Source organism: Parasphingorhabdus marina DSM 22363 (assembly GCF_900128895.1).
GTDB lineage: Bacteria > Pseudomonadota > Alphaproteobacteria > Sphingomonadales > Sphingomonadaceae > Parasphingorhabdus > Parasphingorhabdus marina.
The window spans coordinates 1,874,522-1,887,508 of sequence record NZ_FSQW01000001.1 but is presented as its reverse complement, the minus strand read 5'-3'; the positions used below and the strand labels follow the sequence as shown (position 1 = coordinate 1,887,508).

Genomic DNA, 12,987 nt, shown 5'->3' with positions numbered 1-12,987 from the left:
TAAAAAAACCCTTCGCCGCAAACGAAGGATTTTCCCTCTCTATGCGTTATTGATGGGAACAATTGACAGAAACGGGGAAAGTTATGCCAGTCAAACCATTGATATTCGGTATTTTGTGCGTCACATGCACTGCAAATGCCCATGCCAAAGAAATTGCAGAGAACCGTTGGACCATTGGTATATCCGGTGGGTTGACGGCGCTGGAAAATGCCAGCGACCAGCATTTTGGCAGCGCCTCGCTATCCCGGGATTTTGGTGACAGCTATGTCGGGCTTTCGATCACCTATGTGGATAGCGGGGACGTTCCCGGTCTGATCAACGCTATTCCTGCTTCCACGACCGAATTGGCACTCAGCGCCGGCACAGCGTTCGATGCACTCGCGTTCGACGGGTTTGTATCTTTCGGCAAACGGGATTTTGAAGTGGAAGCCATCGAACGAAACGGCCAGGCGGCGAGCATCTCATCGGACGGTAATGCCTTCGGGATCGGTGTTGCGGCAAGCTATGATATCGCGATTGACGAACGCACTTTTATCACGCCGAGCATCGGGATCGATTACAACGAACTCGATATTGCCAGAATCGTCCAGGGGCCAACAGGTCAATCAGTCACGATCGGCAACACGGAAGACGGCGTGACCGGAACCTTCGGTGTCACGGGGCAGAAAATATTCGGATCACAGAATAATCATGTCATTGCGATCATTGCCAATGTCGTAACCACATCCAATACCACGTCTTTCAATCCCGGAACCAGTCAGTCCGCTGTTCTGAGAGCCCTGGCCACGCGAAACCGGCCCGGTCAGAGCGACAGCTGGGGAGAGGTCGGTGGCGCCCTCTCCCTCGGTTTGGCTGATAATCTCCGACTGGACTTATCCGCCCTGCAAACCCTGGGATTTGTGGATAGCGATGCAACATCCGTTTCTGCCGGCCTGCGCTTTTCCTTTTGAGCACCCGCCCGGTACAGACCAACCGGCTGACAAGGGTGCTTGCGTTTGCATGACAGCCCTTTAGGTTGCCCGCTGTTTCAAAAAGTAAAAACAAATAGTACCGGGGTGCCACATGTTAGCGAATTTACCGACCGCCAGTGGCGTTCAGATACTTGTCTGTGTCGTGCTCACCGCGCTGATTGGTCTCGCCACCTGGGCCAAGGTCCGGCAAGCCAAATCCCATGACGGTTCCAGCAAAGATGTTTTTCTGGCCGGTGGCGGACTGAGCTGGCTGTTCGTCGCCGGATCGATCACCCTGACCAACCTGTCGACGGATCAGCTGGTTGGGATGAACGGCAATCAGATGCTGTTGCTGGCCTGGTGGGAAATCTGCGGTTTTTTTGGTTTGCTCATTCTCGCTTTCGTATTTGTTCCGATCTACTATAAAAACAATTGCACAACGGTGACGGAACTTCTGGAAAAACGATACAAAGGGAAAAGCATCCGGACTTTGATTTCGGCACTTTTCCTCTTTGGCAATATACTGATTTATCTGCCTGCCGCGCTCTATTCCGGCGGGCTCTTCATGCAATCGCTGTTTGGCAGCACACTCCCGATCCTTTGGTTTGCAGGCGTTCTTGCGGCGATTTCGGCCGCTTATACCATATTCGGTGGCCTCCGTGCGGTGGCGGTCATGGATACATATTCCGGCATCGGTGTCCTTGGTCTCGCCCTGCTTATCGTCATTCTGGCTGTGGCGGCAGTGGACTGGGATATTGTCACCGATGTTCCGGCGGAACGTCTGTCGATGATCGGCGGTCCGGACTCGCCGATTCCCTTCCACACGCTGTTTACCGGCATGATTTTTATCCAGATATTCTACTGGTCGACCAATCAGAACATCACCCAGCGCGCGATGGCTGCTCCGACGGTGAAGGAAGCCCAGAAAGGCGTGATGGCTGCCGCCCTCATCCGTATCCTGATCGTGCCGCCGATTGTCGTCATCCCGGGAATAGTGGCCTACAAGATGTTCGGTGATATCGGTGATGCCGCCTATGGAAGACTGGTCGCCGAAGTTCTGCCCGGCTGGTTGTCGGGTGCGTTTGCTGCAATGGTTGCCGCAGCGGTAATCACGACGTTCAGTGCGGTATTGAACAGCTCCGTCGCGCTTTACTCTGTCGATTTTCACGAGCAATTTATCGGTCCGGTCAACGACCACTGGAAACTGGCCGCTGCCATGTCGGTTCTGCTGACGGTCGTCGCGATCATGTTGGTGCCGCTTTATCAGAATGCGGAAAGCATCATCAATCTGTTGCAGCAACTGAACGGCCTGTCGAGCATGCCCATCCTTTCGGCGTTCATCGCCGGATTGCTGTTCCGCGGGGTTGCAGCTCCCGCCGCGGTATGTGGAGTCATCTGGGGTGTGTTGCTATATGGTCTTTACACATTCCGGCTGGAGCCGGCGGGCATCATCTCGATGCACTATATCGATTTCATGGTCGTCACGCTGGTGACATCGGTCATGGCTGCCCTGTTCACCAACCGGTTTGTCATGGGCAATCGCGCCAGATTTGCCGGATTTCGGGGAGCATTGACCTGACACCATGTTCGACAGCCCGCACCGACGCTTCAATCCGCTGAATGGCCGCTGGGTTCTGATTTCCCCCCAGCGACTGTCGCGGCCATGGCAAGGTCAGGCTGATGAAATCGAACCCCGCCCACCATCCTTTGACCCGGAATGCTATTTGTGCCCAGGAAACACGCGCATCACCGGCGCCGTAAATCCTGACTATGATGGTGTTTATCTGTTCCAAAACGACTTCGCTGCGTTGATGACAGATATCCCGAAAAACGTTTCCGGAGACCCGCTTTTCCGGGCGGAGACAACTGCCGGCGAATGCCACGTCATCTGCTTTTCACCGGATCATGGAAAGTCCTTGCCCGAACTCGAGCAAAATCAGATCCGCGATGTGGTTGATCAGTGGTGCGATTGGTCGGGGCGGCTGGGAATCAAATATCGCTCGGTGCAGATATTCGAAAACAAGGGCGCGATGATGGGATGTTCCAATCCCCATCCGCATGGCCAGATCTGGGCAACCCGGCACGTCCCGGATGAAGTCGCCATCGAAGAACTGCCGCAGCGAGAATATCACGACCGACTTGGCTCACCGCTGTTGCTGGATGTGGCCAGACAGGAAATCGAGCGTGCCGAGAGGGTTGTGGTCGAAACCGAGCACTGGCTGGCCATAGTTCCCTACTGGGCAAGCTGGCCGTTCGAGACATTGTTGTTACCGCGCTTTGCTGCCCAGCGCCTGCCTGATCTTGACGAAGCACAACGCGATGATCTCGCGCGGGCCATTCGTGAACTGACCATCAGATATGACAATCTTTTCCAGTGCAGCTTCCCCTATTCCATGGGATGGCACGGTGCGCCCTTTGTGCCCGATGGTGGAGACAAAGACGCTCCTCACTGGCAATTGCACGCCCATTTTTATCCGCCGCTGTTGCGCTCGGCCACAGTGCGAAAATTCATGGTCGGCTATGAGATGCTGGCGGAAGCACAACGCGATCTGACACCGGAGAAGGCCGCGGAAATGTTGCGTTCGGTGAGCGACGTGCATTACCGGGAAACGCGAGCAACCGCATGACCCGCCGTGATCAGTTGCTCGCCCGGTTGCTGTCCGGTTATGAAAATGCATTTGAAAAGGGTCCGGAAATCGTCGTGGCCGCCCCCGGCCGGGTCAACCTGATTGGCGAGCATACCGACTATAATGACGGATTCGTTTTGCCCTGTGCCATCAATTATGAGACCATGATTGCCATCGGACCGCGCAGCGATGGCGAATTCCGCGTTTTGGCGTGCGACCAGAATGATGCGCAGGACCGGTTTGACCCTCGCGCCAAATTCTCGTCGCAAAGCGATGAATGGAAAAACCATGTGCGCGGCATTGCAGCAAGTTTTCTTGAGCGCGGCATGGATTTGACTGGTGCAAATATCGCCATAGCCGGCAATGTCCCGCAAGGGGCTGGTCTCTCATCCTCCGCTTCTCTGGGCGTCGCCCTGGGCAAGGCGCTGGCCGAGCTGAACGGACTGACACATATGAGCCCGACCGATTTCGCCCTTATCGCGCAGCAGGCGGAGAATGACTTTGTCGGCTGCGCCTGCGGGATCATGGATCAACTGGCTTCTGCCCGCTCCCGGGAAGGCACGGCGATGCTGCTCGATTGCCGGTCGCTCGAAAGCAAGGCGATCCCGATCAACCCGAAACTCGGATTGCTGGTGATACATTCGGGTATCCGGCGCGGGCTGGTGGACAGCGCCTATAATGAACGGCGCGTGCAATGCGAAGAGGCGGCAGCCCATTGTCAGGTGCCCGCCTTGCGGGACCTGACGCTGGACCAACTGGACGCTTGTTCTCCGGGTCTGGATCCTGTGTCCTGCAGGCGTGCGCGCCATGTCGTGTTGGAGAATGCCCGCGTGCTGGCTGCTGCCGATGCTCTTGAGAACGGTGACGTCGCGATGATTTCCAGGCTGATGGAACAGTCCCACGCATCGATGCGCGATGATTTCGAGATCACCTTGCCCGCCATTGACGGACTGGTCGAACGGGTTTCCGGCCTGCTCGGCAACCGGGGCGGCGTGCGCATGACCGGAGGCGGTTTTGGCGGGTGCATTGTGGTTCTGGCCGAAACACCAATGCTCGGTCAGGTCGAGAATCTGGTTTCTGAAAAATATCGGGCGCCCGACGGCACGGCCCCCCAATTCTATCCCTGCCAGCCCAGTGCCGGCGTGGCCCGGCTGGAGCTCTGATCCGATGTGCGTGGTGGCCCTCGCCTGGCGTGCGCATCCGGACTGGAAATTCATTGCGATCGGCAATCGGGACGAACTGCACGCCCGGCCTGCGCTTCCCCTCGCCCGGTGGGAAGATTCCGCACATGTCATCGCGGGTCGGGATGTTCAGGCTGGCGGCACCTGGCTGGGGGTATCCGCCAGGCCCGATCGTCAGAGCCGATTTGCCGTTGTCACCAATATTGCCGGATTCGGATTGCCCGATCCGAACAGAGAATCACGCGGCGATCTCATTCGCAATTTTCTCGAAAACGGAGAAACAACAAGCCAGGCAAACACCCCGCCGCTGGACAATTTCAATCCCTTCAGCCTCATCACGATCGAGGGTGACGAAGCCCGTGTACGCGCCAACCGGCCTGAACTTGTTCAACAGACCCTGACTCCCGGTCTGCACGGTCTTTCCAACGGCCCGGTTGACAATGCCTGGCCCAAGACCGGCTGGCTGAAAACGCAGCTGGAGCTATGGATGTCCGTTGGCAGTGGTGACCCGGACCGTCTGCTCTCGTTGCTCAAGGACGAAAATCCGCCTGCTGCTGCCAGCGACTTCACCCCGATGCCAGACCTGCCCCGGGACCCCCAGACCGTTCCTGTGTTCATCCGCAATCCTGTCTATGGCACGCGGTGCAGCACGGTTGTTCTGGTGAATGCCGCCGGTCAGGGCCGGATCCAGGAAAGAAGTTATGATGCAGCGGGCGATGTGACGGGAGAACAGTCTGTCACTTTTGACTGGCGAGCCTAATTCTCTTCGGGAAACAGGCTGTCTTGTGCCAGAGGGTTCAGCAATTCCGGGCCATTGTTGCGCACATTCCCGACATCATTTGATATTTTCACCGGCGAAATTTCCGCCTCTGCAGGGTGAATCAGGCTCTTCGCATTATCCCAGTCCCCATCCAGCCAGCAATCCACCGCATCCTCCTCCAAAATCAGCGGCAGCCGGTGATGAATGGGTTCGAATGCCGGCGTTGCCGCCGTGGTGATGACACTGTAGCTGCGGATTTCAAATCCGGGATGGGCTGTCCAGAGGCCGCCGAGCAGCATCGGTTTGCCATCGCTCCGGGGGATTTTATACGCCTGTTTTTCTGCGGACTTTCCACTTCCGCTGCGCTGCCATTCATAGAATCCGGACACCGGAATGATACAGCGGTTGTCCTTGACCAAGGGTGCGAAACTGGGTTTTTCAGTCAAGGTCTCGCTGCGTGCATTGATCATTTTCGCACCAATTTTCAGGTCCTTTGCCCAGTGGGGAATGAGGCCCCACCGCATCCGTTCCAGCACCCTGTAACGGCGCCCCGTCTCATCCGACCGGCTGAAACCGACCGGCACTTCGATTGTCGGTGCGATATTGTAATTTGGCGGAAAATTGTCCTGCGGTGCTGGCGATATGATGCTCAATGCCTCGCGATATTCAGCCCAGTTCAGATCTTCATCGGCATATTTTCGGCCGCACATATTCTTGTTGCCCCCGTTCAAAACGAACAGGTTCTCTATGCCGCTGAATGTCCGAAAATGTCAAAGCTTGGGAGCGATCAACCCGGGCAGTCGCCAATACGTTCGCCGGTGCTGGTCATCGCCAGGCGCGCGCTATCCTCGCTGTTCGGATCGCGCATCAAAAACGCGATTTTGCTCTCATAACCCTGGGTATGAGAAGCGCCCGTCATGGTAATCTCGACATTTCCCTGCGCTGTGCCCTCGCACCGCAACCTGGTGTCAATGCGTGTCTCCGAGCCGTCGTCTTTCAGCGTCTCGCACTGTCCGCCCATCATATTCGCCATCTGCGATGCCGCCTGTTTCCATTGTGCGCCGTGATTGGCCTGATCGAGACAGAAAAGCGCACTCTCCTCGACATTTGCCGCCGACTCCATCTGCGAAACGGTCTGTTGTCTTTGTTCCTCCGTCATGCCCGGAAAATCAATGTCCGTAATGGTTACGGTCTGTCTATACTGACCGGCCTCCGGGCTGCCTTCGCTCTGTCCGCTGCACGCTGTGACAAAGAGTGCCAGAGCCGAAGCTAGTAAAACGCGGTTCTTTTGCATGGAACGTGATCCTGTAGTGATAAGCCGGTGAAAACTATCGGCAATGCGGAATGATGCAAGTCCTGTTGTTCAGGATTGCGGCGCCGGTTGCGCTTCCGGGATCTCACCGGTCCCCTGCCCGGCTTCTTCCAGCTTGCCCAAATAAATGGCCGCCGCTTTCGCCGGTCGGCTTTCCGCGTCGATCTCGATGGCCTGCTGCCAATGCGCCTTTGCATTTTCGATATTCCCTGCCTTGTAGGAAATATTTCCGGCTTCGAGCGCAATCGCCGGATCGCGGGGAGCCAGCTGGGCTGCGACGGCGATGTCGGACGTCGCCAGCGCCAGATCGTCCATTCGCCGGGCAAGTGTCGCCGAAAGCAACCAGCCAAGTGGATCTTGCGGTGCCAGCTTGTGTGCTTCGGCCAGTTCTTTTTTCGCGGCAGGATAATCATTCAGCGCGACATGGGCCCGGGCAAGGTCGAGATGGACTTCGCCCTTATACAGGCCTTCCAGCGTTCCCTGGACCAGCGCGGCATTGAGATATTCGAGCGCCTTGTCGGCCTTTCCGCTCGCAAGAGCAGCATTGCCGGCCTGGGCCCAGAAATTCGCGGTCCGGGAATATTTTGCCAGCTCCGCTTCCCTCGCAGCCTCCACAAAAGCGGTGGTTGCCTGCTCCCATTGAAACTGCTCGGCATAGGCGAAACCAAGACAGTGACGGGCGAGGAATCCCCCGCCTTCGATGCGCCAGCTATTGGCCTCCAGGATACCGCTCGCCGGATCATCAATCGCGAGATCAACACATTCGTTAAAGCGCACTTCGCTCATCGTCATTGGAGCCGCCAGTTCTGCCGGGGCTGTGGAAAGCAGTATCAGGGAAAGCAACATGGTCTTTGTCCGGGCTGGATGGAATTCAGGGCAATCGCGCCACGATATCGATCAGCAACGCTATGTCCTGATCTCGCGACAACCGGTGATCGCCATCCTTTACCAGATGGACCTGCACATCCGCTGAACGCATCTGTTTCGCGATTTCCAGGCTGTACATCCACGGCACATCCGCGTCATTCTGTCCATGAAGAAGTCTCACGGCGCCATCAAAGGCGATCACTTTTTGCAACAGGCGATTGGCCTCGCCGGACTGCCAGAAGGTTCGGGTGGTGACATAGGGTTCATCGCTATATTCGCTGTCTTCTTCCAGCTTCCCGTCTCGCAAAATGGTCATTTTCTGGTCCTGCGAAAAACCCCAGTCGGTGAAATCTGGTGCAGCGGCTATTCCGACAAGGTTTTTCACCCGCATCGGCCGCGACAAAGCGACCAGCAGCATCAGCCAGCCACCCATGGATGATCCCACCAGAGTGATGGCCCCTTCGGTGACCTTGTCGATCAGGAACAGCACGTCGTCGCGCCAGTCGACCAGGCTCTGATCCTCAAATTCTCCGCCACTGGCACCACAGCCGGCATAATCCAGCCGCAAGATCGCCCGGCCCTGTTCCTTGGCCCAGCTATCCAGGGCCAGCGCCTTGCCGCCCTCCATGTCGGACATGTAGCCCGGCAAAAACACGAGCGTCGTTCCGGTTACGCCGGGTTTCGGCGGCGTATAGCAATGGGCCAGAGAAGTGCCGCCGGGGCGGTCAAGGTACAGGATATCTTCTTCCATCAGGCTGGTCTTCCTCGTCTGCGCGGCGCTTTAGCTTCAAGTACCGACCATATAGACGATGGCAAGACAAATCGCGGCGATCAGGATCATGCCGATATTGCTGATCAGCGGTGGTTTGTGTTCAGGCAGCAGATCAGACAGCTCGGGCGGCAGCTTGCCCTTGAAACCGATTTGCCATTTCGGCCGCTTTTTGATTCCGTCATTCAAACCGAAAACATGCGACTGTCCCTGTTTGCCCTTGTAGACCAGATCACCGAAATAATAGACCTCGCTGCGCCACATCTGTTCGTACAGCGCAAAGGTCTTGCCAACGATCTCAATCCGGACGCGCCTTTTCAGGGCGCTGTCGCCATCAATATGCCAGATCGAATATTCTTCGCTCATGGACGCAAGCTAAATCATCGCGGGGTTAATTGCACCCCGCAAAACATGCTTAATCAGTCGCGCAGGAAAATCTCCTCGATTGGCATCTCAAACAGGTCGGCAATCTTGAACGCCAGCGGCAGGGACGGATCATATTTGCCGGTTTCGATGGCGTTTACCGACTGGCGCGAAACCGCCAGTCGGGAAGCCAGATCTGCCTGGGACCAGTCCCGTTCGGCGCGGAGAACCTTGAGCCGGTTCTTCATTGGCCAAACCCCCGCCAGCGGTAGAAAAAGTAACCCAGGCCCCAGGCAAACAGCAAAATGGCAATCATGATCTGTACCGACATTGTTCCCAGCCGGGGTTCGGCGAGGTTCCACACCATATGAACAAAAATCGCCGTAATATTGGCAATGATCGCGCTGTTGGCCATGATCTGGAAGTGATAGTCATCGGTCTTCTTGCGGTCGAGCGCGGCCACAACCGTCGCCAGAAGCGCGATAATGAGAGTGAGCACAATGGCTGCCGCGGCTACCGCCGAAGCGGACCATTTCGCCGCCACGTACTGCGCAGGGTCCTGCACCTCCAGAACGAGCAACCCCAGGCCGACGATCAGGACGAACCCGAATGCCCAGTCCGGTTTCAGCGATTTGTATATCCGGCTACGCAGGCCTGGCGTCTGATTGTGCTCGCTCATATCATTGCCACCAGAATCAGAAATGCACTGGACCAGATCACAATATTTTCCACAGGAGTCGCACGGCGACAAAAACGGGTTTTCAGTCTCATCAGATTTCCCTTCAAGTATCCATGACACTTTGTCATGCTTCCTTGACATAAATGTGTGATTCGCCTGCTGATGTCAAGCTTCCATTACTTTTAGACAATGTTCCTCTACTAATCCGGGCGTTTCCCCATCCTTCCATTGACAGCACTCCTTGCTTATCTAAGGAGCGGGTGAGCCTTTTCGCCCTGATTCCGGAGTTCAGATTTCCATGTCCGAAATGATCAAGATTACCCTTCCCGACGGCAGTGCGCGTGAAGTGGAATCGGGCACTACTCCGGCCCAGATCGCTGCCGATATCGGTCCGGGACTGGCCAAGGCCGCGCTGGCCGCAAAAATTGACGGCGAAATTCGCGATATCATGCGGCCGCTGGAAGCGGATACGGACCTTGCACTCATCACCTCGCGCGACGAGGAAGAGGCGCTTGAGCTGGCCCGCCACGACTATGCGCATGTTCTCGCCGAGGCGGTCCAGAAACTCTATCCTGGTACGCAGATCACTTTTGGCCCCTCGACGGATGACGGGTTCTACTATGACTTCGCGCCTGCCGGCGATCCGTTTACCGACGAAGATCTGCCCAAGATAGAAGAGGAAATGAAACGTATTATCGCGGCGGACAAACCGCTGCACCGGGAAGTATGGGAACGGGATGACCTTATCGCTCGCTGGGAAAAAGACGGCGAGAAATTCAAGGCCGAATGGGCCGCAGAACTGCCGGAAGGCGATGAAATCAGTGTCTATTGGTCGGGTGATGACTGGATGGACATGTGCCGCGGGCCGCATCTTGCCTCGACCGGAAAACTGGATCCCAAAGCCTTCAAGCTGATGCGGGTCTCCGGCGCCTATTGGCGCGGTGACCAGCGCAATCCGCAGCTTTCGCGTATCTATGGCACCGGCTGGCTGAACAAAAAGCAGCTCAATGCCCACCTGGTTCGGCTCGAAGAAGCCGCAAAACGTGATCATCGCAAGCTCGGTCAGGAAATGGATCTGTTCCATATCCAGGCGGAAGCCATGGGCAGCATTTTCTGGCACCCCAAGGGCTTTGTCATGTGGCGCGAGCTGGAAGCCTACATGCGCCGCGCGATTGACGGGGCCGGCTATGAAGAGGTCAAGACGCCGCAGATCATGGATGCCAAACAGTGGGAACAATCGGGCCACTGGGGCAAATATCGCGAGAACATGTTCGTGGTCCCGGACGAGATTCCGAGCACCGAAGACGATGCCCCGCTGGTTTCCTCGGATGCCGACATGATGGCGATCAAGCCAATGAACTGCCCGGCCCATGTTCTGATCTTTCGTCAGGGCATCAAAAGCTATCGCGACATGCCCCTGCGCCTGTTCGAGCATGGCTGTTGTCACCGCAATGAGCCGCACGGCGCGCTGCACGGGTTGATGCGGGTCCGGCAATTCACCCAGGATGACGCCCATATCTTCTGCCGGGAAGACCAGATTGTCGAGGAAGTCCGGGCCTTTTGTGCTTTGGCCGACCGGGTTTATCGCGACATGGGCTTTGAAAGCTATGCGATCAAGCTCGCGCTGCGGCCGGAGCAGCGATATGGCTCTGATGCTGACTGGGACAAGGCCGAGGATGAGTTGCGCCAGGCGGTTGTCGACGCCGGCATGGCGACCGAGGAATATGGCTGGGAAGAGCTGCCTGGCGAAGGCGCTTTCTATGCCCCGAAACTGGAATGGCATCTGACCGACGCCATCGGACGGACGTGGCAGGTCGGCACGATTCAGTCGGACCGGGTTTTACCCGAGCGGCTCGATGCGAGTTATGTCGCCGAGGATGGCGCGCGCCATCGCCCGGTTATGCTGCACCGGGCGATATTCGGATCCTATGAGCGGTTCATTGGCATTCTGATCGAAAATTACGCCGGGAAAATGCCGCTCTGGCTGGCACCGACCCAGGCTGTGGTGGCAACGATTGTGACCGATGCCAATGACTATGCAAAGGAAGTCGCCGGAAAGCTGAAGGCAGCAGGCCTCAGAGTGGAAGCCGATCTGCGCAACGAGAAGATCAACTACAAGGTTCGTGAACATTCCGTCGGCAAAACGCCGAACATCCTGGTGGTCGGCATGCGGGAAGCCGAAGAGGGCAAGGTTGCGCTCCGCCGGCTCGGCCAGAAGGAACAGCAGATATTGCCGGTCGACGAAGCTGTTGCGATGCTCCAGGCCGAAGCGAGGGCTCCGGATATGAAAAGCGAGGATTGAAAATGCTGAAGACACTCTCAGCCTTGGTTGGCGCTAGCCTGCTTTTGGCTTCTTGCCAGCAAGCACCGCAAGAAAATTCCGCAACCCCCTCGAATACAACCGAAAACACCGAGAAATCGGAAGCGGTTGTCGCCTATGAAGAAGCCAATGCCCGCATGCATGCCGGGATGGGAAATATCCACCCCGATCCGGACATAGCGTTTATGCAAGGCATGATTCCCCATCATGAAGGCGCAGTGGAAATGGCGGAGATTGTCCTGAAACATGGCAAGGACCCGGAAGTCCAGGCGCTCGCCAGGACGGTCATCGCCGCGCAAACCGAGGAAATAGCGCAGATGCGTGCCTGGTTGAAAGAGCGGGACGCATTGCTCGACAAACCGGCTGATGATGAGTCAGGAGCGGAAGGCTCTGATGACCTGAAAGCGATTTCGGTGCCCAACATCACGGAAGCGGAAGATCCGGATCATTCCGGCCATTGATAGAACCGGTTCGTCATATTACATGAATATAAGAATTTGCGGCCTTGGCGGATTCCCGCTATTGCCCGTCCATATTTTGCAAAACAGGAGTATTTAACATAGCTGCACCACCACGCCGCCCCACACCGCCAGTCAAAGGCGGTCCGCGATTCAACGAACTTATTATTTCTGACAAGGTCCGGGTGATCGACGACAAGGGCGAGAATCTCGGTGTCATGAACACCAGTGAAGCGATTGAACGCGCCAAGGATGTCGGACTGGACCTCGTTGAGGTCTCCCCCAACGCCCAGCCACCGGTGGCGAAATATCTGGATGTTGGCAAATTCAAATATGAGGCTCAGAAAAAGGCCAACGCAGCTCGGAAAACCCAGAAGGTGCAGGACGTCAAGGAAATCAAGATGCGTCCCAACATCGACAACCATGACTACATGGTCAAGATGAAGAACGTGAACAAGTTCATTGACAATGGCGACAAGGTAAAGGTCACCCTGCGTTTTCGTGGCCGCGAAATGTCGCACCAGCAGCTCGGCATGCAGCTGCTCGAGCGGGTCCAGGAAGACATGAAGGAAACCGCAAAAGTCGAAGCTTACCCCAAGCTTGAAGGCCGCCAGATGCTGATGGTACTCAGTCCCAAATAGACTTTGGGTCGGTCAGCACCGGTCACATTATCAAATTCCAGGAAAATGGCGTCATCCGCT

15 protein-coding genes are annotated in these 12,987 nt (G+C 56.5%); 8 read left to right on the top strand and 7 right to left on the bottom strand.

Features of this window, described 5'->3' with window-relative positions; translation table 11 throughout:
* Window positions 1-83 precede the first annotated feature (83 nt).
* The 5 genes from BUQ90_RS09240 to BUQ90_RS09220 all read left to right on the top strand — a co-directional run bounded on the left by BUQ90_RS09240 (window position 84) and on the right by BUQ90_RS09220 (window position 5,518).
* On the top strand, window positions 84-950 hold the full coding sequence (locus BUQ90_RS09240) for an autotransporter outer membrane beta-barrel domain-containing protein (protein ID WP_074204704.1): 867 nt from the start codon (window positions 84-86) through the stop codon (window positions 948-950).
* Window positions 951-1,062: 112 nt separating this feature from the next.
* Window positions 1,063-2,529 (top strand): sodium:solute symporter family transporter, encoded by a 1,467-nt coding sequence (locus BUQ90_RS09235; RefSeq protein WP_074204703.1) that lies wholly within the window; start codon window positions 1,063-1,065, stop codon window positions 2,527-2,529.
* 4 nt (window positions 2,530-2,533) lie between these two features.
* A complete protein-coding gene (locus BUQ90_RS09230) occupies window positions 2,534-3,577 on the top strand; it encodes a UDP-glucose--hexose-1-phosphate uridylyltransferase (RefSeq protein ID WP_074204702.1) in 1,044 nt (347 codons plus the stop codon).
* Window positions 3,574-4,740: a galactokinase gene (gene galK, locus BUQ90_RS09225; protein ID WP_074204701.1), complete on the top strand. Its 1,167-nt coding sequence runs from the start codon at window positions 3,574-3,576 to the stop codon at window positions 4,738-4,740. The genes BUQ90_RS09230 and galK overlap by 4 nt, the downstream gene beginning before the upstream one ends.
* A 4-nt stretch (window positions 4,741-4,744) precedes the next feature.
* The gene (locus tag BUQ90_RS09220) at window positions 4,745-5,518 is read left to right on the top strand and encodes an NRDE family protein (RefSeq protein WP_074204700.1); all 774 of its coding nucleotides are present in this window, start codon (window positions 4,745-4,747) and stop codon (window positions 5,516-5,518) included.
* On the opposite strand, the gene BUQ90_RS09215 is transcribed toward BUQ90_RS09220, so the two are convergent.
* The 7 genes from BUQ90_RS09215 to BUQ90_RS09185 form a co-directional block, all read right to left on the bottom strand.
* Entirely contained in the window at window positions 5,515-6,228 is a 714-nt protein-coding gene (locus BUQ90_RS09215) for an SOS response-associated peptidase (RefSeq protein WP_074204699.1), read from the bottom strand. The two genes, BUQ90_RS09220 and BUQ90_RS09215, sit on opposite strands and share 4 nt — an antisense overlap.
* Window positions 6,229-6,305: 77 nt before the next feature.
* Entirely contained in the window at window positions 6,306-6,812 is a 507-nt protein-coding gene (locus tag BUQ90_RS09210; RefSeq protein ID WP_074204698.1) for a DUF3617 domain-containing protein, read from the bottom strand.
* Window positions 6,813-6,881: 69 nt separating this feature from the next.
* Window positions 6,882-7,676, bottom strand: coding sequence for a tetratricopeptide repeat protein (locus tag BUQ90_RS09205; RefSeq protein ID WP_074204697.1), 795 nt, complete (start codon window positions 7,674-7,676; stop codon window positions 6,882-6,884).
* A 25-nt stretch (window positions 7,677-7,701) separates the two neighbouring features.
* The gene (locus BUQ90_RS09200; protein ID WP_074204696.1) at window positions 7,702-8,448 is read right to left on the bottom strand and encodes an alpha/beta hydrolase; all 747 of its coding nucleotides are present in this window, start codon (window positions 8,446-8,448) and stop codon (window positions 7,702-7,704) included.
* A gap of 36 nt (window positions 8,449-8,484) precedes the next feature.
* Window positions 8,485-8,832, bottom strand: coding sequence for a hypothetical protein (locus BUQ90_RS09195; RefSeq protein WP_074204695.1), 348 nt, complete (start codon window positions 8,830-8,832; stop codon window positions 8,485-8,487).
* A gap of 53 nt (window positions 8,833-8,885) precedes the next feature.
* Window positions 8,886-9,077 (bottom strand): helix-turn-helix transcriptional regulator, encoded by a 192-nt coding sequence (locus BUQ90_RS09190; protein ID WP_074204694.1) that lies wholly within the window; start codon window positions 9,075-9,077, stop codon window positions 8,886-8,888.
* Window positions 9,074-9,508: a hypothetical protein gene (locus BUQ90_RS09185; RefSeq protein WP_074204693.1), complete on the bottom strand. Its 435-nt coding sequence runs from the start codon at window positions 9,506-9,508 to the stop codon at window positions 9,074-9,076. Before BUQ90_RS09185 ends, BUQ90_RS09190 begins: the two co-directional genes overlap by 4 nt.
* 298 nt (window positions 9,509-9,806) lie before the next feature.
* Between BUQ90_RS09185 and thrS the strand changes: the two genes are divergently transcribed.
* From thrS to infC, 3 genes are all read left to right on the top strand, one after another.
* Window positions 9,807-11,810 (top strand): threonine--tRNA ligase, encoded by a 2,004-nt coding sequence (gene thrS / locus BUQ90_RS09180; protein WP_074204692.1) that lies wholly within the window; start codon window positions 9,807-9,809, stop codon window positions 11,808-11,810.
* Window positions 11,811-11,812: 2 nt separating this feature from the next.
* Window positions 11,813-12,289, top strand: coding sequence for a CopM family metallochaperone (gene copM / locus BUQ90_RS09175; protein ID WP_074204691.1), 477 nt, complete (start codon window positions 11,813-11,815; stop codon window positions 12,287-12,289).
* A 98-nt stretch (window positions 12,290-12,387) separates the two neighbouring features.
* Window positions 12,388-12,927 (top strand): translation initiation factor IF-3, encoded by a 540-nt coding sequence (infC, locus tag BUQ90_RS09170; protein ID WP_074205008.1) that lies wholly within the window; start codon window positions 12,388-12,390, stop codon window positions 12,925-12,927.
* Window positions 12,928-12,987: the final 60 nt, after the last annotated feature.